We start from the raw sequence: 19,806 nt of genomic DNA on the forward strand, positions 1-19,806 counted from the left end.
GAGAGGGATTGACGCATAGTGCTCGACGTCAACTTCTTCGACGAGCTCCGGATCGGTCTGGCCACCGCTGACGACATCCGTCAGTGGAGCCACGGCGAGGTCAAGAAGCCGGAGACCATCAACTACCGCACGCTCAAGCCCGAGAAGGACGGACTCTTCTGCGAGAAGATCTTCGGTCCGACCCGGGACTGGGAGTGCTACTGCGGCAAGTACAAGCGTGTCCGCTTCAAGGGCATCATCTGTGAGCGGTGTGGCGTCGAGGTCACCCGCGCGAAGGTGCGTCGTGAGCGGATGGGCCACATCGAGCTCGCCGCTCCCGTCACCCACATCTGGTACTTCAAGGGCGTCCCGTCGCGTCTTGGCTACCTGCTCGACCTCGCCCCGAAGGACCTCGAGAAGGTCATCTACTTCGCGGCGTACATGATCACGTACGTCGACGACGAGCGTCGTACGCGTGACCTGCCCTCGCTGGAGGCGCACGTCTCCGTCGAGCGTCAGCAGATCGAGAACCGTCGCGACTCCGACCTGGAGGCCCGCGCCAAGAAGCTCGAGAACGACCTCGGCGAGCTGGAGGCCGAGGGCGCCAAGGCCGATGTGCGCCGCAAGGTGCGCGAGGGTGCCGAGCGTGAGATGAAGCAGCTGCGCGACCGTGCGCAGCGCGAGATCGACCGTCTGGACGAGGTCTGGTCGCGCTTCAAGAACCTCAAGGTCCAGGACCTGGAGGGCGACGAGCTCCTCTACCGCGAGCTGCGTGACCGCTTCGGCATGTACTTCGACGGTTCCATGGGTGCGGCTGCTCTGCAGAAGCGCCTGGAGTCCTTCGACCTCAACGAGGAGGCCGAGCGCCTCCGCGAGATCATCCGTACCGGCAAGGGCCAGAAGAAGACCCGTGCGCTCAAGCGCCTCAAGGTCGTCTCCGCGTTCCTGCAGACCGCGAACAGCCCCAAGGGCATGGTTCTCGACTGCGTGCCGGTCATCCCGCCGGACCTGCGTCCGATGGTGCAGCTGGACGGTGGCCGCTTCGCGACCTCCGACCTGAACGACCTGTACCGCCGCGTGATCAACCGCAACAACCGTCTGAAGCGACTCCTCGACCTCGGCGCGCCCGAGATCATCGTGAACAACGAGAAGCGCATGCTTCAGGAGGCCGTGGACGCCCTCTTCGACAACGGTCGTCGTGGTCGTCCGGTGACCGGTCCCGGTAACCGTCCCCTGAAGTCCCTCAGCGACATGCTGAAGGGCAAGCAGGGTCGATTCCGTCAGAACCTGCTCGGCAAGCGTGTGGACTACTCCGCGCGTTCCGTCATCGTCGTCGGTCCGCAGCTGAAGCTGCACCAGTGCGGTCTGCCCAAGGCCATGGCGCTGGAGCTCTTCAAGCCGTTCGTGATGAAGCGCCTGGTCGACCTGAACCACGCGCAGAACATCAAGAGCGCCAAGCGGATGGTCGAGCGCGGCCGCACGGTCGTGTACGACGTCCTCGAAGAGGTCATCGCCGAGCACCCGGTCCTGCTGAACCGTGCGCCCACGCTGCACCGCCTCGGCATCCAGGCCTTCGAGCCCCAGCTGGTCGAGGGCAAGGCCATCCAGATCCACCCGCTCGTCTGCACCGCGTTCAACGCGGACTTCGACGGTGACCAGATGGCCGTGCACCTTCCGCTCTCCGCGGAGGCGCAGGCCGAGGCCCGCATCCTGATGCTGTCCTCGAACAACATCCTGAAGCCCGCCGACGGCCGTCCGGTCACGATGCCGACCCAGGACATGGTCCTCGGTCTGTTCTTCCTGACCACCGACGGTGAGCTCCGTGACACCAAGGGCGAGGGCCGCGCGTTCGGCTCCACGGCCGAGGCGATCATGGCGTTCGACGCCGGCGAGCTCGCGCTGCAGTCGCAGATCGACATCCGCTTCCCCGTGGGCACCGTCGCTCCGCGTGGCTGGGTTCCCCCGGTCACGGAGGAGGGCGAGCCGGAGTGGCAGCAGGGTGACTCGTTCCGTCTGCGCACCTCGCTGGGCCGCGCGCTCTTCAACGAGCTGCTGCCCGAGGACTACCCGTTCGTCGACTACTCCGTCGGCAAGAAGCAGCTCTCCGAGATCGTCAACGACCTCGCCGAGCGCTACCCCAAGGTCATCGTGGCGGCGACGCTCGACAACCTGAAGGCGGCGGGCTTCTACTGGGCGACCCGGTCCGGTGTCACCGTGGCCATCTCCGACGTCGTCGTGCCCGAGGCCAAGAAGGCCATCGTCAAGGGCTACGAGGAGCAGGACGAGAAGGTCCAGAAGCAGTACGAGCGCGGTCTGATCACCAAGGAAGAGCGCACTCAGGAGCTCATCGCGATCTGGACCAAGGCGACCAACGAGGTCGCCGAGGCGATGAACGCGAACTTCCCGAAGACGAACCCCATCTTCATGATGGTCGACTCGGGTGCCCGAGGAAACATGATGCAGATGCGCCAGATCGCGGGTATGCGTGGTCTGGTGTCGAACGCCAAGAACGAGACGATCCCGCGTCCCATCAAGGCGTCCTTCCGTGAGGGCCTCACCGTCCTGGAGTACTTCATCTCCACGCACGGTGCCCGTAAGGGTCTGGCGGACACCGCCCTGCGTACCGCCGACTCGGGTTACCTGACCCGTCGTCTGGTGGACGTCTCGCAGGACGTGATCATCCGCGAGGAGGACTGTGGCACCGAGCGCGGTCTGAAGCTGCGGATCGCCGAGCGCGGCGCCGACGGTGTCCTGCGCAAGACGGACGACGTCGAGACCTCCGTGTACGCCCGGATGCTCGCCGAGGACGTCGTCATCGACGGCAAGGTCATCGCGCCGGCCAACGTCGACCTGGGTGACGTGCTCATCGACGCCCTGCTCAACGCGGGTGTCGAAGAGGTCAAGACCCGTTCGGTCCTGACCTGTGAGTCCGCCGTCGGTACCTGTGCGTTCTGCTACGGCCGTTCGCTCGCCACCGGCAAGCTGGTCGACATCGGTGAGGCGGTCGGCATCATCGCCGCCCAGTCCATCGGTGAGCCCGGTACCCAGCTGACGATGCGTACCTTCCACACCGGTGGTGTGGCCGGTGACGACATCACCCAGGGTCTGCCCCGTGTCGTCGAGCTCTTCGAGGCTCGTCAGCCCAAGGGTGTCGCCCCGATCTCGGAGGCGGCCGGCCGCGTCCGTATCGAGGAGACCGAGAAGACCAAGAAGCTCGTCGTCACCCCGGACGACGGCTCCGACGAGACGGCGTTCCCGATCTCGAAGCGGGCCCGTCTGCTCGTGGGCGAGGGCGACCACGTCGAGGTGGGCCAGAAGCTCACCGTGGGTGCCACCAACCCGCACGACGTGCTGCGGATCCTCGGTCAGCGCGCGGTCCAGATCCACCTGGTCGCCGAGGTCCAGAAGGTCTACAACTCGCAGGGCGTGTCGATCCACGACAAGCACATCGAGATCATCATCCGGCAGATGCTGCGCCGTGTGACGATCATCGAGTCCGGCGACGCGGAGCTGCTGCCGGGCGAGCTCGTCGAGCGCTCGAAGTTCGAGACCGAGAACCGTCGTGTGGTCACTGAGGGCGGTCACCCCGCCTCCGGCCGTCCGCAGCTGATGGGTATCACCAAGGCCTCGCTGGCGACGGAATCCTGGCTGTCGGCCGCCTCCTTCCAGGAGACGACCCGAGTCCTGACGGATGCGGCGATCAACGCCAAGTCCGACAGTCTCATCGGCCTCAAGGAGAACGTCATCATCGGTAAGCTCATCCCGGCCGGTACGGGTCTGTCCCGTTACCGCAACATCCGGGTCGAGCCGACCGAGGAGGCCAAGGCCGCGATGTACTCGGCCGTCGGCTACGACGACATCGACTACTCGCCGTTCGGCTCGGGCTCCGGCCAGGCCGTTCCGCTGGAGGACTACGACTACGGTCCGTACAACCAGTAAGTAGTGCGAAACCGAAGGGCGGTCACCCCGTGGGGGTGGCCGCCCTTCGGCGTTCGCTCACCAGGGGATCACCTGGCGGTCAGCTCCCACACCGCGACGAGCGCTCCGGCGCTCGCGGCGAGCGCGAGGATGCTGGTCAGCGGCCAACGGCCGCGTTCCAGGGCGTCGAGACGGGCCTCGTGGTCGGCGAGCTGGCGGTCGGACTGGTCGCTGCGCTGGACGAGCAGCGCGAGCGCGCCGTCGACGCGGGCGAAGCCGGCCTCCAGGGTGCCGCGGAGCCGTTCCAGTTCGAGGGCGACGGCCACGGGGTCGTTCGGGTCAGACTCGGTCATCGGCACCGCCCTGCGCGGGGGTGCCGCGGAGCCAGGACGGCAGCAGGTGCTGCACCGCGTCGAGGGCCATCACCCGGGTGAGACCACCGGCGACGACCAGCGCCCCGGCGACCCAGGGGAGGGTCTCGGGGATGCCGGAGGCGTCGACGACGGCGGGGAGCACGACGGCGATGCCGACGGCGGACTGGAGGACGGTGCGGGCCGTGCGTTTGGCGGCGTCGGACATCGGGACGTTCGCCTTCCTGTGGGGGTTACGGGGACTTCGTGTACGGGACCTTCAGGGCGCTCCAGGAGGCGGCGCCGGGGATGCCGTCCGCGTCGGAGCCGCGGAAGCCGAGCTTGCGCTGCCACTTCGCGTAGCCGAGCCGGTCGGCCTCGCTCCAGCGGGGGCCGGGGCCGACCGCGTACGCGGAGCAGCCTTCGGCGACGAGACGGCGGCCCATGGCCGTGATGACCGGGGAGCTCGTCTCCTTGCGGAAGAACGAGGTGCCCGGGAACGGCTGGAGGCGGGGCGCGGCCGGCTTGCCGCTGCCCGGGGTGTTCTTGGCGGGGGCCTTCGCGAGCCGGGTCTGGACGCGGCCGCGGAGGTCCGGCATGCCGAAGCCCTTGGGGTCGCTCTTCCAGTCGGACCACTCCAGGTGGCCGATGACGGACCTGGCGCCCCAGCCGTGGGCCCGGCACAGGGCGGCGGACACCCGTTCGACGGCGTCGAGCTGGGCGGCCGGCCAGGGGTCGCGGCCGTTGCCGAGGTTGACGCACTCGAAGCCGTAGAAGCGGGAGTTGCCGTCGACGGCTCCGGGGCTGCCCTGGTGGACGCGCGGGGCCGGGGGCCGGTCGCCGTACGTCTCGGTGATCACGGCCTGGAGGACGGACGGGTCGCCGGCGCCGGCGTGGTTGGCGCGCCCGTTGCCGACGAGGTGGACGGTGCCGTCCTTGGCGATGACGCCGTGGCAGAGCGGTCCGGGCAGTCCGTCGTAGCCGTTGAAGCAGAGCTCGACGGAGGAGGCGGTGCCGGTGCTGACGGTGTGGTGGATCATCACGCCGGTGACCGGGCCCCAGGCGCCGGTGTGGTTGCGGTGGTGGGAGCGCCAGCCGGGGTGTTCGACGACGGTGACGCCTTCGGCGCGGAGCGCGGCGACGAGCCGGTCCGCGGGGAGGGGAGTGGCCATCTGATGTCCTCCGGACATGAAAAAGGCCCGCTCGGGGGCGGGCGTACGGGGCGGGCGGGGCGGCGGGGACGGTGGCCGCGGCGGGGTTACGGGGCCGGGGTCCGGGCCTGGCTCGTCGGGTTCGGGGTCTGGCTCGCCGGGGCCGGGGCCGGGGCCGGGCTCGGGGTCGGCTGCCGTTCCGGCTCGGGCTCCGGGGCGGGCTCGTCACCCGGCTCCCAGGTGGCGCAGAGCGAGGCGTAGGCCGCGCGGCGGGTCTCGAAGTCGGCCAGTGCGGCGGCGACGGCCCGCTGGACGGCGGTCGGGTCGGCCACGGCGGGGACGCCGTCCCTCGCCTCGACGACGGCCAGGCCGAAGCCGCGCAGGGTGGCGTCACCCGCGCCGGTCCTGGCGAACTCCGCGCTGACGTACACCGACGGGTACTGGCCGGTGAAGGGATCCCGCTCCAGGGTGTATCCGAGGCCGTTGTCGTAGACGCGTACGGAGAGGGTGTGGCCGTTCTCGGTGACGGTGGCGCGCCCGGCGTAGTCGATGACCAGGCCCCAGGGCTGGGTGGGGTCGATGTTCACGGTGTGTGCTCCTCGCGGGCTCAGGTCTGGGTGCCGTACATGCTGACGGGCTGGGCGTAGACCGTGCCGGTGCCGCTGGTGACCGCGGCGTGGATCTCGACGGTCATCACCTTGCCGAACTTGGTCGCCAGGTCGACCGGGAGCAGACCGGTGTGGTCGAAGGTCTGCCCGGCGGTGACGGTCGGGCCGAACTGCTGGCCGTCGACCATGACCTTCACCTGGCCGGCCGCGCCGCTGGACACCCTCGTGTACATCGCGAGCCGCATCTTGGGCTGCCAGACGGGATTGAAGGACTGGGCGATGGCGGTGAAGGTCGTGCTCGTGGTGGACGGCCACTTCGCTTCCTTGAGGTGGTCCACCGGCGGCATCAGCTGGAGCCACGGCCTGGCGAGGCCGCCGGTCGCCATGTCGTCGGCGAACAGCTCGTGGTTGTAGCCGTCGTAGATCCGGATGACCGGTTTGCCGGAGGGCCGGTCGGGACGGATCTCGTTGAAGGGAGGACGGGTGTTGACCGCTGTGGACAACGCCTGGATCCGGCGCTCCATCTGGATCAGCCGGTCGATGATGTCCTCGGGCAGCAGTGCCATCAGGCCCCCTCGAGTGCGAGTTCGGCGGTGTCGGGGCGGCCTCGCTCGGCCGGCCGGACCTTGACGCCGACGATGCGGTAGCGGGCGTCGAGGCCCGTCGGATGCCATTCGTCGGTGATGCGGATGCGGGCGGTGCGCCCGAGGAGCGCCGGGGGGACGATCCCGCCGAGCCGGATGCTGATCTCGGGGATCTGCACGTGGCCCGCCTCCCCGTCGACGGCGGCCTGGGCGAGCGAGTTCAGCGTGGCCTTGTCGCTGACGTCGTTGTGGTCCGAGGACAGGTCGAGCTGGGGCCAGAGGTCCGGGAGCGGCGGCCTCGGCCAGGCGAGGTCGGACACGGTCGGCCTGGACTCGGCGCCGGCGTTGCTGTTGGTCGAGGCGCCACGGGCCAGGGCGACGGTCCCGCCGCGGGTGGCGTCGTCCGGAAGGGAGTACGACAGGATCGCGCCGGGCCGGTCGAAGATCATGTCGGTGGCGCCGGTGCGGATGGGCGAGCCGAGCCGGAGCTGGCGGATCCGCTTGCCGTCCGCCGGGTCGCGGTACACCAGGATCTGGTACTCGAAGCCCTTCTCCTGGGCGCCGAGCTGGTCGAGCGCCTCCTGATAGACGGTCTCGTCGCCGTACCGCCAGGAGGCCGTCCGCAGGACGCCGGACTCCTCCGTCCCGTCACCGACGTCGATCGTGCTGTGGCCGAGGCCGTCCGACAGGCTCTTCCAGAGGCTGCGGGCGATGACGAACTGGTCGGTCGGCTGGGTGAACCGCGTCTCGAACTCGTCCGTGCGGATCCGCCGTCGGCTCGCGTACGAGTCGAAGGTGGAGGCCTGGATGCCCAGGGTCACCACGCCCCGGTCACTGGACTGCAGGTTGGTGGTCCAGACGATGCCGCCCCACCACAGGTCTCCGCCGCGCTCCAGATAGACCGTGGTGCGGCCCGGCTTGATCTTGTGGGCCCGTTCGGCGATGGCGCGGTCGGGGACGGGGACGGTGCCGGACAGGGAGCCGGCCCGGCCGATGTAGTCCTCGAACGAGACGTCCCGCAGCGGCAGGATGTCGAGGGTCGTGTCGCTCACGAGGTCGCAGAAGATGGCCCGGTAGGGCGTGTCGAGTGCCATGCAACAGCCCCCTTACAGGACGTAGGTCGCGGAGACGCGGATGTTCCGGCCGGCCACGAGGGCGCCGTTGGACGACCAGGTGCGCAGGTTGACCTGTCCGCTGGGCGAGATGTAGGCGCCGCCGTCGCCGAAGCCGTCGCAGGCGGAGGCCTCGAAGTCGATGGCCGGCCGCCATCCGGCGGGCAGGGTGCACAGCGGCTCGTCGGCGATGTTGCCGGCGCTGTCGACGTTGACGGTGGCGCCGTTGCGGGTGACGGTGACGAGGACGGTCGCGAGGCCCCGGGTGCGTCGGGCGGAGAAGGCCACCACCGTCCAGCCGGTCAGCGGGGTCACGCCACTGGTGGCGGTCTCCACCTCCACGGGCGGCTGGTAACTGGCCCAGGAGTTGCCGTTCCACCGCTGGAGGGTGCCGTTGTGCTCGCGGAACTGGCCGGTGTAGCCGCCGGTGGAGACCGTGCCGGCGGGGGCTATGCCGCCGATCTCCTTCGGGTAGGACACCCAGCCGTTGCCGTCCCAGCGCTGGAGGCAGTGGGCGTTGTCGTTGTCCTGGTACTGGCCGGGGTAGGAGCCGGGCACACCGGCGTTGTTGTAGACGGGCAGGATGCCGCCCACGCCGACGAGGGTGGTCCGCAGGTCGGTGACGGCCCCGCCCGCCCAGGCGATGCCGCCGGTGCCGGCCGAGGCCGACTTCTCCACCCTGATGGAGAAGAGGGGCAGGGAGAGCGGGGGTGCGTTCGGGACGGTCGGCTGTGCCTTCGGCTCGCCCTTGATGATCTCCAGGGCGGCTTCGCTCCTGGTCAGATTGTCGAACTCGTCGTCGTACACGCGCAGGACGACGAGGTCGACGCGCGGGTTGATCGGATCGCCGTCGCCGAAGGTGAGGACGGTGTCCGCGTCGAGGGTGACGGGGTAGGCGCCCTGGGCGTTCGGGCCCTGGACGACGGCGCGTCCGGCGTAGACGGTCGCGCTCATGGGGCCGCTGCCGCTCAGCCAGAGGCCGCCGACCCGGTACTTGCCGTCGGCCGTGCCGGGCAGGATGCCGGAGCGCGAGGCCATCGGGTTGACCGGGGTGGTGGCGCCGTGGGCGGTGAGACGGGTGGTGACGCGGGTCTGCCCGGTCGGCGGAAGCCAGCCGCTGCGCAGTGCCATGGTTCTTCTCCTGTCGGTAAGGGGGTCAGGGACTAGGGCAGCGGGTCGACCCTGATGAACGTGTTGTCGAAGCCGGCCTTGAGAGCGGGGGTGGTCGCGGCGACCCGGAAGGAGGCCGTGAGGGTGTACGTCGCGCCCGGGGTCAGGCCCGACTGACGGGTCATGGTGGCCACCGAGACCATGTGCTGGCTTGCCGCGACCACCGCGTAGTCGTCCTCGAGGTCGCTGATGACGTTGGTGCCCTGGGTGAGCTTGAGCGCCATGTACGCGTAGTGCTCGGGGCTCGTCGACCGCAGTTTGCAGCCGAAGCCGATGACGACCACCTTCGACGGCGGGGCGACGAAGGAGAGCGAGAGCGGGTTGTTGGTGCGGCCCGCGAGCGTCGACGTGTACGCGGTCGATGTGGTGTCGCCGTAGTCGCGGTTGTCGACGAAGTACGGGCCCGGCACGGCCGGGACCCAGGCGGAACCGTTCCAGCGCTGGAACCGTCCGTCGGACGAGTCGCGGTACTGGCCGGTGTAGCTGGCCGGCGTGGTGGACGCGGAGGCCGGGATGATGCCGCCGAGCGCCGCCGGGTACGAGACCCAGGCGCCGCCGTCCCAGCGCTGGAGCGCGCCGCCCGCGTCCTGGTACTGGCCGGGGTAGGCGCCCGGCAGGGACGCGCCTTCGACCGGGAGGATGCCGCCGAGGGCGACGACCGGGGTGCGCAGGTCCTTGAGCGAGCTGTTCCAGGGGATGCCGCCGTTGCCCGCGCTGGCACCGGCGGGGACGGTCACCTCGTACAGCGGGAGGCAGCGCGGCGGGACGGCCGGGGCCTTCGGGTCCTGCGCGGCCGCGCCCTGGATGATCTCGATGGTGGCCTCGCTGCGCTGCCCGCCGTCGTAGAGCCTGTCGTAGATCTTCAGGACGAGCAGGTCGATGCGGCTGTACTGGGCGTTGCCCGGCGCGAAGGTCACGACCTCGGAGGCCGTCAGCGTCACCGGGAAGACGCCCTCGGAGATCTCGCCCTGGATGACGGCCCGGCCCTCGGAGACGGTCGCCGACATGGCGGCGGAGCCGAAGGTCCAGAAGCCGGAGAGCCGGTACTGGCCGCCGTACGAGCCGGGCAGGATGCCGGAGCGGACCTGGACGGGGTTGGTCATGGTGGTGACACCGGTCTGGGTGAGCCGGGTGTCCTCACGGGTCTGGCCGGTCTCGGCGACCCAGCTGCTGCGCAGGTTCATGGGGTTTCTCCGTTCGAGGAGTCGAGGGACGGTTCAGCGGTCGGGGGCGTCAGGACCTGACCCACTCGGCGGTGAGGTTGCAGGCGTAGCCCGAGCCGCCGAGGGTCTTGATCGCCGCGCTGTGGTTGTGGAAGCCGGCCAGCTGGAGGGTCTCGCCGGCCACGAGCCTGACCACGCCGCTGCCGCCCACGGAGATGGCGCCGTTGCCGGCGGGGGTGAGCCAGGTCAGCCGGAACTGTCCGACGCCGCCGACCAGGACGCGGGCGCCGCGCATGCCGGTCTGGGCGTCGTTGGCCCAGGTGGCGTGCGCGGAGATCCGCCACCAGCCGGTGCGCGGCACGATGTAGGTGGTGCTGGTGGTCCAGGCGGCGGCGTCGTCGATGTCGACGGTGGGCAGGCTGAGTACGGTCCAGGTGTTGGGGGCGATGCTCTGCGCCTGGGTGCTCAGTAACTGCGTAGCGCTGAGCAGCAGGGTCGAGGCGCCCTCGACGTACTGCCAGGCGGAACCGTTCCAGCGCTGCAGTCCGCCTCCGTTGTCCCGGTACTGGCCGGTGTAGCCGCCGGCGGCCGTGCTGCTCGGGGCGATGCCGCCGATGGCCTTGGGGTACGAGACCCAGGTCGTGCCGTCCCAGCGCTGGAGGAGGCCCGCCGTGTCCCGGTACTGGCCGACGTAGGCGCCCTTGAAGCCGCTGGCCGGCATGATGCCGCCGAGCGCGACGACCGGCCAGTGCATGGTGGTGACGGCGGTGGCCCAGGCGATGCCGCCGGTGCCGGCCGAGGTGCCCTTCGGCACCCGGACCGTGTAGAGCGGGATCGTGCTGCCCGGCCCGGTCTGCGGGACGGCGGGCGTGACCTGGGGGGTGCCCTTGACCAGCCGTACGACCGCCTCGGTGGTGCCCGTACGGTCGTAGACGTCGTCCAGCACGGCCAGTTCGATCAGGTCGATGCGGTCGTACTGCGGGTCGCCGTCCGCGAGCGTGAAGCTCTCCGGCGCGGTGGCCGCGACGAGGTAGGCGCCCTGGGCGGTGTCGTTGCCCTGGACGATCGCGCGGCCGGTGCCGATGGTGACCTGCATGGGAGCGCTGCCGGTCAGGACGAAACCACCCGGCACGATGCCCGGGCGCGAGCGGAGCGGGGTCTCCTCGGCACTCTGGCCGCTGGGCGTCAGCAGGGCGGCGAGGGTCAGGCGGGTGTCGTCACGGGTCTGGCCGGTGGACTGGAGCCAAGCGGCGCGTACGGTCATGGGGTCGCCTCTCCGGGAGGGGTCGGATCGGGGTGGTCGGCGGGGAGGGACCGCCGACCGCCGGCGCCCGAGGGCGCCGGGCGGCCGGCGGGGGACGGTCGGCGCGTCCCGGTCACCACTCGGCGCTGCGCCAGCGCACGGTCATCAGGGCGTTCTCGGTGCCCTCTTCGGGCCGGAAGGACAGGTCGGTGCGACCGGGGTCGAGCACGAACAGCTCTTCCGGTGTGGAGTCGGCCATCGCGGTGTGCAGGCGGGAGGCGGAGTTGTTGAGCATGACGGTGCCCGCGCGCGTGTCGACGGTGAGTTCGTCGCCGGCGGTCAGGTCGATCGCGTACCGCAGCCGGCGCCTGCTGACCCGCTCGGTGACGGTCGGCATGGAGCAGGGGCCGCGGAAGACGATGACCGGGTGGACCGGGGCCGAACCGGTGTTCTCGACGACGGCGTCCCCGGTGCTCTTGGCCTGGCCCCAGCGGAGCGGCCAGGTCAGCGGCCAGGTGAGGCCGGACTCCGGCTGCGGGGGAGTGGTCGTGGCGACCTGCTCGTTGACGGCGTACCGGCGCGGGTCGGTGGCCAGCCACTGGACCGACATGCGGGAGCTGCCCTGGGTGGCGAAACCCTGGTCGGCCGGGACCACGCGCTGGGCGATGCGGGCGCGGACGGTGAGCAGTTCGCCGTGCAGCCGGACGGTGAGCCACCGCTCCTCGTCGAGGAGGGCGAGCGACTGCCGCAGGGCGCGGACGGCACCCGCGGTGCCGCCGTACTCCGGCATCAGCACGATCGTGCCGCCGACCTTGCGCGGCTTGGCGTACCGGGCGCCCGGCCAGGCGCCGTGGGAGGTGGGACGGTCGGCGTCGGAGGAGTCGTACTCGGGCAGGTCCTCCCAGCCCGTCAGACCGGACTTGTCGACGGCGAAGGGGGTGCCGGGGCCTATGAGGAGCCCGGCCCACTGCATCTGCCCGTCCTGGGTGATGAGCGAGCCGGGCGCGAGGTCGGCGAGGTAGGAGTTTCCGGCGTACGGGGTCGTGGTCTCGGCCATGGGGCCGTCACCTCACTTGGGATGGGGTCGGCGGTGGGCGGTCAGCGGTCTGCGAGCCGGGGTCTGCGAGCGGCGGGGCAGCGAGCGGCGGTGTGCGGTCGGCTCCGGGCGGTCGGCCGGGGGCGGTGGTCGCCGGTGGTCGCCGGTCAGCGGTGGGCGGTCGCGAGGAAGAGCAGGTCCTCGGCCGTCGACCGGGGACCGGCGCCGGGCTCCTCGTGGAAGTCCCGGATGCGGTGCGGCCGGGGCAGCGGCTCGGTGAGGGCCGGGACGCGGCGGTTCTCCAGCTGCGAGAGCGAGTCGATGCGGTAGTCGTCCGCGGTGCCGGGGGAGACGATGCCGCCCTCGGCGAGCATGGGGAGCTTGTCGAGTTCGACGCCGAACTTCTTGCCGGTGAGCGGGATCTCGAAGCTGAGCTTGTTGAGCCCGTCAATGATCCAGTTGGCGAATGCGATGAGGCCGTTGACCGGTCCCTTGACCACGCCGAGCACGGCGCTCAGCGCGCCCTTGATCAGGTCGCCGATGCCGCGCAGCGACCTGCTCACCGCGTCCTTGGCGGTCCGGAAGAAGCCGGGGATCTTGTCGGTGATCCAGCGGAGGACCGGCTGGACGGCGCTCTTGATGCCACCGATGGTGCGGGAGGCGATGCCGCGCAGCGCGTTGCTGGCGGAGCGGACGGCGGAGCCGATCTTCGAGATCCCGCCGATGGCCGATCCGACGATCCTGAGCGCGGTCCTGAAGACGGTCAGGTACGCCTTGACGTACGTGCCCACGGCCTCGCCGAGGAGCTTCATGAACGGCTGGATGAACTTCCAGACCGACTGGAAGCCCTTCAGGGCCTGCTGGAGGACCTGCCGGATGATCCGCTGCCCGGTCTCGGAGTTGACGGCCAGTTCGATCAGGTACGCGGCGATGGGCACGATCAGGCCGACGAGGAAGCCGAGCGGGTTGGCCCGCATGGCGACGTTGATGCCTGTCATGGCGACCGAGGCGATGGTCATGACGGTGCCGAAGGTGCCCATGAGTCTGGTGATGACGTCCGTGACGGGCAGCAGCGGCAGGAGCAGGCCGACGACGACTCCGGCGCCGGTGCCGATCGTGCGGGTGGTGGTGCGGGCCTTGCCGGCGGCGGTGCCGATCCGCTTGATCCGGGCGGGTGCGGTGGACCGGCGGATCCTGGTCAGGGCGGTGGCGGCGCCGGAGGCGTTCTGACCGAGGGCGCGGAGGGTGGTGCCGGCGTTACGGGAGGCGGTGGCGAGGGCGCCGACACCGGTCGACGCCCGCTGGACGCCCTCTCGGAGGTTCTTCAGCGAGCTGCTCGCTCCGCCCAGCCCCTGCCGCAGGCCGGTTATCGGCGCCAGGGCCACCCGGAAGTTCGGAGAGGTGGCGAGCGCGGCACTCATACGCGTGCTCCACGCGCCTTCACGAGGTACATGAGCGCCGCGGCGGTGGTGTGCGGGTCACTGTTGCGGGCCGCGTGGTAGTGCTCGATGTGCAGCCCGGCTCCGGCACCGGCCGCCTGGGGGCCGCCCGCCGTACGGGCACGGCGGGCGGTGGTGGCGAGCAGCCGGTCCAGCTTGGAGAGCGGCAGGACGGCCTCGGCCTCGCCGGCCTCGGCGAGGATCGCCGGGACACCCCCGGTGCGGGGCATGACGACACCGCCGGTGGCGAGCATGGGGATGGTCGGCAGGTTGACGCCGAAGGTCTTGCCGCCGACGACCGGGACCCAGCCGGGGACGCTCACCTTGACGCGGTTGAGGCTGCCGATCATCGAGTTGATGAGGCTGATGACGGCGTTGATCGGGCCCTTCACCCCGCTCTTGATGCCGTCGAACGCCCGGGACGCGATGTCCTTGAGGCCGTTCCAGACGGACGACATCTTGTCCTTGACGGCACTGAAGGCCTGCGGGATCGCGCTCTTGATCCAGTTCACCACCGGCGTGATGACGGCCTTGATGCCGTTCCAGACCGAGCTGATCACGGTCTTGATCGCCTTCATCACCGTGGTGATGACCGTCTTCCAGATCTTCACGTAGGTCTTGATGACGGTGGCGACGGCCTTGACGACGGTGGAGATGGCCTTCTTGATGCCGTTCCAGACCGACTTGATCAGGTCGCCGGCCTTCTTCATGATCGGCCCGACGGCCTTCATGACGGAACTGATCACGCTCTTGATGGCGCTGAACGCCTTCTTCAGGACCGTCTGCATCGTCTTCGAGCGAAGCGCCATGTCGACGATCGCCTCGATGAGCGGCATGAAGAGTTCGAGCAGGCGGACGAGGAAGTTGCCCTTCATGGACTTGTTGAGCTTGTCCTGGCCCTTGGCCGCCTTGCCGGCGCCGGACTCGTACCTGGACAGCTTGCCGCCGGCCGACTGAGCGGTGTCGCCGGCCTTCTTCATGGCGCGCTCGGCCTGGTCCGACGCGGTCTTCAGGTTCTTGAGCTGGGTGGTGGAGCCCTGGGCGTTGGTACGGAGCGTCTTGAGCTGCCCCGACGCCGACCTGCCGGCGTCGCCGACCTTCTTGACCGAGGTGCCGGCGCCGGATGCCTGGGTCTTGAGGGCGCGCAGGGAGTCGGACGACTTCTTGAGAGAACTGACGAGAGACATGGGTTACCTCCTTTCGGGGTGGGGTGGGGGTCAGGCCATGGCCTGAGCGGCTTCCAGGGCCTTGATCTTGAGGGCGTTGAAGGCCTGGGCTACGTCCCGACCCGCGTCCGCGAGCCGCTCGGCGGACCTGGCGGCCGACGCCAGACCGCGGGCCTTCGGGAGCTTCTTCGGGTCGAAGTGCCGCTGCGCGCTCGCAAGCTTCCCCGTCGCCGTGGCCATGGCCTTGACCTCTGTGGGGTTGGCGCCGGCCATGGCCGCGTTGAGCTTTTCGATCTTCTTGGGGTCCGGGACCTTCTTGGGGTCGTAGTCCTTCAAGGCCTTGACGAGCTTGTCGGCCTTCTCGGCGACGAGCTCGATCTTCTCGGCATTGGCGGCCGCGATGGCCGTGTTGACCTTCTCGACGCCTTCCGCGGTCTTGGCGAGAGAGCGGGCGCTCGGCAGCTTGCGGACGCCGTTGTTGAACACCAGGATCCGCCGGTTGACGGCACCGAGCTTCTCGAACAGGGGGTTAAGCACGGTGGGGTTGGGTGGGTCGGTGAGGTTGGCGAGGCCGCCACCGGCAGCTGCCGCTCGGCCCTGGACGGTGTTGAGGTCCTGGGGGCGAATGCCGCGCCCACTGTTGGAGGTGGCCAGGACCGTCTCCCGGCCGGTGAAGAACTTGGAGATCGCTGCCTGGACGGACCGCTGGATAAATTGCACATTGGCCACGAACAGGACGCCGAGCGCGCCGAGGAGCAGGGCCGCGATGGCGCCGGCGATGGTTGACGTCCAGTACTTGAGGGCCGTGCCGATGCTCTCTCCCTCGTAAAGCTTCTCGACGCCGGCGGCGATGCCTTCGAATCCGGCCGCCTCCCAGTACTCCGACACGGGGTTCTTGACGACCTCCTTGTGGATCTCCTTGATCTGGCCGAAGGCGGCGCTGAGGTAGCTCTCGACGAAGTTCTCCGTGACGATCTTCGGGACATCGTCGATCAGGTGCTTCTTCAGCGCTGAGGCGACCGCCGCGGTGGTGTCGACGTACGGTTTCTTCTCCTTGGTCGTGTCGTCCTGGTTGGGGACCTTGTACGTGACCTCGGATTTGCCCTCCTCGAGGGCCTTCTTGAAATCGGCGATCTCTGTGGAGAGATCGTCAATGGTTTTTGCCATGGAATGCTCCGCTTCCGGCCGATGAGGGCCAAGCGCCGAAAAGCCCCTGCCGGTTCCGGCAAGGGCTCGTTCGTGCGGGGGCGGTCGGCGAGGCTAGGCGTCCTCGTCCCGCCGGGACCCGCGCCGCGCCGCCGCGAGGGCGTCGTTCCAGCCGGCCGCGTACGCGAGGGTCTCGCAGCGGGTGACCTCGGCGTACAGCGTGCCGAGCAACGCTCTCTTGTCGAGGGCGACGGGTCCGTCGAGGAGCTGGCGGAGGCGGTCCTGGAGCGAGATGTGCGGTCGCGATGCCTCGGCCTGCTGAGTCATGGACGCCTGCCTTCCGGTTGCTTGCCCGTGCGTGCGTGGCGGCGCCGCGGAGTGAGGAGCGGGGGCACCACGTGTTCGAACTACTGTGCGAACAGAGTGTGGAACACCTGTTCGGTGTTTGTCGAGCGGGAAACATCTGACGGCGTGTCTTCTGGCCGGTTTCCCGAACGGGTTGGCGACTGACTGGGGCTTCTGTTCGACCGGGTAACCTGGAGGACGCGTTCCTCGGGCCGACCACTCCGGGGGACCAGGGGCGCGAGGGGCGCGCGGGGACCCCAGGGGGCTGGAAGGCAGTACTGACGCATGGACACCGAGCCGGAAGCCGACCGGCGGGAGCGGGTCGTCGACTGGCTCGCGTCCCACCCCGATCTGCCGCATCTCTTCGCACGCCTCTCCGAGCTCGTCCTCGTCCACGGATACGCCACCGAGGACCTCGTCGTGATGCCGAGGAGCGAGATGGACCGTCGCGAGACGACCGCCTTCACCTCCGGCTGGGCCGAGGCCGTGTCGGGCGAACTCCCGCGCATCCGCAGGGAGTACGAGAGGCGCGTGGCCGACGCCTACACACAGGGCCAGGGTGACGCGCGTGGAGTCCGCCGCCCCCAGCGCCGCGCTGACGGCGGACAGGACGGCGCCCGGGTCATCGCGCTGCCCTTCGCCCGTCTCCTCGAACCGCCGGCCTCCGTCGTCGAGGCGGAAGAGCGCGTACGCAGGGAACGCGAGCTGTTCGAACAGCGGCCCGAACCCGAACCCGCCCCCGGACGCGACCGGGAAGCCGAGCCCGAGCACCACAAGGACGCCGCGCCCGAGCACCACAAGGAGCCCGAGCCCGAGCACCACAAGGAGCCGGCGCCCGATTCGGAGCCGGACGTCCTCGTCACCGCGCAGGAGAGCCGTACCCGCAGGAACGCCCAGCCGGTACGGAAGGTGGTCCGCGGCAAGGGCGGCCGTCCGATCGTGCCGCCCCTCGGGGTGCCCGCCCAGTCCACCCCCGGCGGCGACCGCCGGGGCGGCGAGCCGGCCGACACGGAACCACGCGGGGGCAAGGGGCGCCGGCTCTCCGATCGGGCCAGGGCCCTGGAGGATGAGCTGACCTCCGGGCGAGCACAGGAAGGGCCTCCGGAGTCCGCTCCCTGACGGGAACGGGCTCCGTGAGCACAGGAAGCGCCCCCGGAGTCCGCCCCCTGACGGGAACGGATTCCGGGGGCCGCGGGTGAGGTGCCTTCAGCCGAAGAACCGGGCGAGTTGCCCGGGGGAGATCTCGGGGGTCTCCGTCCCGGGGCCGCGCTCGTCCTGCCCCCCGGCCTCCTGGTCCTCGTCCTCGTCCTGGTCCTCGTCCTTGGTGACCGGCCGGGGAACGGGCTGTGGCGGATCGGGCTGGTCACCGTCCTCGGACGCGTTGACGCACTGGAACATCCAGTTGGCGACCGCCAGATGGTCCACCGTCGCCGCGAGCAGATGGTCGGTGACCGACCACTCCGCGGCCTCGCCGTGGAGCTCGCGCTGCAGGGCGCTGTCCCGTGGCAGATGCTTGATCAGAGCCAGCACCCGCCGGCTGGAGAGCTCCTCGCGGTGCCAGTCGAGGAGATCGAGCCCGTAGTAGCGGATGAAGTCGGCCTCAAGGGCCTCGGCGTGTTCTTCGACGAACGCGACGAGGCTCAGTCTTCCCCCAGGCCGAGCCCGGTCTCCTTGCCGTAGGCCTCCAGGATGGCGGCGATGTCCTGCATGGTGACGTCGTGCTGTTCGAAGCGGCTGAACTGCTCCTCACCCATCAGGAGCGCGAGCAGGCCGTCGACGTCGTTGTCGTCGAGCTTGCGCAACCCCTTGGCGGTGGCGCGGCTCAGCTCCGTCGGAAGGGTGTAGGACTCGCCGTCCAGTTCGAAGGACCACTTGCGGCCGTGGGCCTCCTGGCGCTGGGCGCGTGCGGCGTTGACGTCGAAACGGGCCATGGTGATGCGTACTCCTTGTTCGGGTGAGAAGAAGAGGAGAAGGGTGGGGCGGGACGGCGGTCGGCCGTCCCGCCCCGGGTGGAGAGGGATCAGACGGCGGTGCCGTACTGGCTGTCCTTCATGAGGAAGGTCGCCAGCGGCTTGCCGTCGCCCTGCGACATGGCCGTGAAGGTCACGCCCAGCTGGGACGCGGCCTTGCGGGCCAGCTTGATGTCGTCGGACGCGGTGACCTGGCCGCGCGGGATGATGAAGCGGTAGGTGACCGCGGTGGCGCCACCGGCCTTGACGTCGGTGAACTCCAGGCCGAGGGCGCGCACGTCCGCGAACGGACGCTCGGCGATCTCGTACTTGTAGGTCTCCGTGGCCGCGGCCGGCTCGGCCTCGACCTTGCCGCCGCCCATGAAGAACGGCAGCGTCAGCTCGTTGAACTGGAGCATGGAGAACTTCAGCGAGAGGTCACGGCTGGAGTAGATGAAGTGCACCGGGGAGACCGACTGCCACGAGTCGATCGGCTCCAGCTTGTCCTTCTTGGCGAAGGTCACGCCGTCGCCGGTCGTGAAGCCGAGGTCCTTCCAGCCCGCGCCCGTCCAGTCGGCCGCGGCGTCGGCCCCGAAGGTCGTCGGGGCGGCGGCGCCGGCGGCGGCCACGTAGAGCTTGCCGCTGCCTGCGACGCGGATCTCGGCCGAGTTGTTTCCTGCCATGGTGGATTTCTCCTTGTGATGGGGTGAGGGCGCCGCCCCGGGCGTGGGACCCGGGTACGGCAAAGGCCCCGCCGGACGGCGAGGCCTGGTCTGGGGGACCGAGCGGGGTCCGAAGAGCGCTCGGAGGGCGTCTAGAAGACGCTCAGGGAGAGGCGGATGACGCAGAGGTAGCGGTTGGCGCCCCGGTACAGGTAGTCGGGCAGCCAGCGCGGCCCGTCCTGCTCCTCCACGTCCTGGACGACGTTGTTGGCGCCGATCTGCTTGCCGATGGTGGCGAGCAGGGCCCGGCGGGCGCCGTTGGCGAGGAGGTGGGCGGCGTTCTTGCTCGGCCCGTACACCTCGAACTCGATCAGCGGCATGTCGACGTGCAGATCGCCGATCCAGGCGCCGCCGCGGCGGTTCACCAGGACCGCGCTCTGGGTGCCGTCGAAGCCGGCCGGCGCGTTGACCGCGATGGTCGCGCCGGCCAGGGCGGGGTCGGCCTTGAGGACGTCGACGACCAGCTTCTCGACGTCCGGGAACGCACTCGGGGGAGTGGTCATGACGGTTCTCCTCGGGTGAGGGGAGGGATGGCGGGACGGGGTGCCGCCCGGGGCGCTCCGGCGGGAGGGGGCGGGGCGCGGCAGCGCGCCCGGACGGCGGACGGCGGAGCCGCGTCCCGTCCTGCGGGCGCAGCTCCGCCGCTGCACCAACTGTGACAGCGATCGTGCGCGCACGCAACTAAAACGGGAGTGGATCCGTATCCGCCCGGGCGCCACCCGGCT

At 70.0% G+C, this 19,806-nt stretch carries 20 protein-coding genes; 2 read left to right on the forward strand and 18 right to left on the reverse strand.

Annotated features, from left to right (window positions below; all coding sequences use genetic code 11):
* Positions 1-18: 18 nt before the first annotated feature.
* Positions 19-3,918 carry a DNA-directed RNA polymerase subunit beta' gene (locus ABZ567_RS06245; protein WP_360785298.1) on the forward strand — a complete coding sequence of 1,300 codons (3,900 nt, stop codon included), beginning with the start codon at positions 19-21 and terminating at the stop codon, positions 3,916-3,918.
* Positions 3,919-3,986: 68 nt separating this feature from the next.
* Here ABZ567_RS06245 and ABZ567_RS06250 read toward each other — a convergent pair whose 3' ends face one another.
* The 14 genes from ABZ567_RS06250 to ABZ567_RS06315 all read right to left on the reverse strand — a co-directional run bounded on the left by ABZ567_RS06250 (position 3,987) and on the right by ABZ567_RS06315 (position 16,392).
* Positions 3,987-4,250, reverse strand: coding sequence for a hypothetical protein (locus ABZ567_RS06250; protein ID WP_360785300.1), 264 nt, complete (start codon positions 4,248-4,250; stop codon positions 3,987-3,989).
* Entirely contained in the window at positions 4,237-4,476 is a 240-nt protein-coding gene (locus ABZ567_RS06255) for a hypothetical protein (protein WP_360785302.1), read from the reverse strand. Before ABZ567_RS06255 ends, ABZ567_RS06250 begins: the two co-directional genes overlap by 14 nt.
* Before the next feature lie 25 nt (positions 4,477-4,501).
* The gene (locus ABZ567_RS06260) at positions 4,502-5,419 is read right to left on the reverse strand and encodes a peptidoglycan-binding protein (RefSeq protein WP_360785304.1); all 918 of its coding nucleotides are present in this window, start codon (positions 5,417-5,419) and stop codon (positions 4,502-4,504) included.
* A gap of 86 nt (positions 5,420-5,505) precedes the next feature.
* Positions 5,506-5,985 carry an ATP-binding protein gene (locus ABZ567_RS06265; RefSeq protein WP_360785306.1) on the reverse strand — a complete coding sequence of 160 codons (480 nt, stop codon included), beginning with the start codon at positions 5,983-5,985 and terminating at the stop codon, positions 5,506-5,508.
* A gap of 20 nt (positions 5,986-6,005) precedes the next feature.
* Positions 6,006-6,572: a hypothetical protein gene (locus tag ABZ567_RS06270; RefSeq protein WP_360785308.1), complete on the reverse strand. Its 567-nt coding sequence runs from the start codon at positions 6,570-6,572 to the stop codon at positions 6,006-6,008.
* Positions 6,572-7,684: a hypothetical protein gene (locus tag ABZ567_RS06275; protein ID WP_360785309.1), complete on the reverse strand. Its 1,113-nt coding sequence runs from the start codon at positions 7,682-7,684 to the stop codon at positions 6,572-6,574. The genes ABZ567_RS06270 and ABZ567_RS06275 overlap by 1 nt, the downstream gene beginning before the upstream one ends.
* Before the next feature lie 12 nt (positions 7,685-7,696).
* A complete protein-coding gene (locus ABZ567_RS06280; protein ID WP_360785311.1) occupies positions 7,697-8,833 on the reverse strand; it encodes a hypothetical protein in 1,137 nt (378 codons plus the stop codon).
* A 32-nt stretch (positions 8,834-8,865) separates the two neighbouring features.
* Complete coding sequence (locus tag ABZ567_RS06285) at positions 8,866-10,056, reverse strand: hypothetical protein (protein ID WP_360785312.1); 1,191 nt, start codon at positions 10,054-10,056, stop codon at positions 8,866-8,868.
* A gap of 49 nt (positions 10,057-10,105) precedes the next feature.
* A complete protein-coding gene (locus ABZ567_RS06290) occupies positions 10,106-11,299 on the reverse strand; it encodes a hypothetical protein (RefSeq protein ID WP_360785314.1) in 1,194 nt (397 codons plus the stop codon).
* Positions 11,300-11,411: 112 nt separating this feature from the next.
* Complete coding sequence (locus ABZ567_RS06295; RefSeq protein ID WP_360785316.1) at positions 11,412-12,335, reverse strand: phage tail protein; 924 nt, start codon at positions 12,333-12,335, stop codon at positions 11,412-11,414.
* 146 nt (positions 12,336-12,481) lie between these two features.
* Positions 12,482-13,735, reverse strand: a complete 1,254-nt coding sequence (locus tag ABZ567_RS06300) for a tape-measure protein (RefSeq protein WP_360785318.1) — start codon at positions 13,733-13,735, stop codon at positions 12,482-12,484.
* A complete protein-coding gene (locus ABZ567_RS06305) occupies positions 13,732-14,940 on the reverse strand; it encodes a phage tail protein (RefSeq protein WP_360785319.1) in 1,209 nt (402 codons plus the stop codon). The genes ABZ567_RS06300 and ABZ567_RS06305 overlap by 4 nt, the downstream gene beginning before the upstream one ends.
* A 30-nt stretch (positions 14,941-14,970) precedes the next feature.
* Positions 14,971-16,086: a hypothetical protein gene (locus ABZ567_RS06310; RefSeq protein ID WP_360785320.1), complete on the reverse strand. Its 1,116-nt coding sequence runs from the start codon at positions 16,084-16,086 to the stop codon at positions 14,971-14,973.
* 93 nt (positions 16,087-16,179) lie between these two features.
* On the reverse strand, positions 16,180-16,392 hold the full coding sequence (locus ABZ567_RS06315; RefSeq protein WP_360785322.1) for a hypothetical protein: 213 nt from the start codon (positions 16,390-16,392) through the stop codon (positions 16,180-16,182).
* Positions 16,393-16,695: 303 nt separating this feature from the next.
* Here ABZ567_RS06315 and ABZ567_RS06320 point away from each other — a divergent pair, with 303 nt between their 5' ends.
* A complete protein-coding gene (locus ABZ567_RS06320) occupies positions 16,696-17,529 on the forward strand; it encodes a hypothetical protein (RefSeq protein ID WP_360785324.1) in 834 nt (277 codons plus the stop codon).
* 87 nt (positions 17,530-17,616) lie between these two features.
* Here the strand turns inward: ABZ567_RS06320 and ABZ567_RS06325 are convergent, their stop codons facing one another.
* The 4 genes from ABZ567_RS06325 to ABZ567_RS06340 all read right to left on the reverse strand — a co-directional run bounded on the left by ABZ567_RS06325 (position 17,617) and on the right by ABZ567_RS06340 (position 19,584).
* A complete protein-coding gene (locus tag ABZ567_RS06325; protein WP_360786481.1) occupies positions 17,617-17,937 on the reverse strand; it encodes a hypothetical protein in 321 nt (106 codons plus the stop codon).
* 113 nt (positions 17,938-18,050) lie between these two features.
* Entirely contained in the window at positions 18,051-18,341 is a 291-nt protein-coding gene (locus ABZ567_RS06330; RefSeq protein WP_189831634.1) for a hypothetical protein, read from the reverse strand.
* 89 nt (positions 18,342-18,430) lie between these two features.
* Positions 18,431-19,042, reverse strand: coding sequence for a phage tail protein (locus tag ABZ567_RS06335; protein ID WP_360785326.1), 612 nt, complete (start codon positions 19,040-19,042; stop codon positions 18,431-18,433).
* Positions 19,043-19,173: 131 nt separating this feature from the next.
* Complete coding sequence (locus ABZ567_RS06340) at positions 19,174-19,584, reverse strand: hypothetical protein (RefSeq protein WP_360785328.1); 411 nt, start codon at positions 19,582-19,584, stop codon at positions 19,174-19,176.
* Positions 19,585-19,806 lie beyond the last annotated feature (222 nt).

The sequence above is a fragment of the Streptomyces sp. NPDC016459 genome (assembly GCF_040632845.1).
GTDB lineage: Bacteria > Actinomycetota > Actinomycetes > Streptomycetales > Streptomycetaceae > Streptomyces.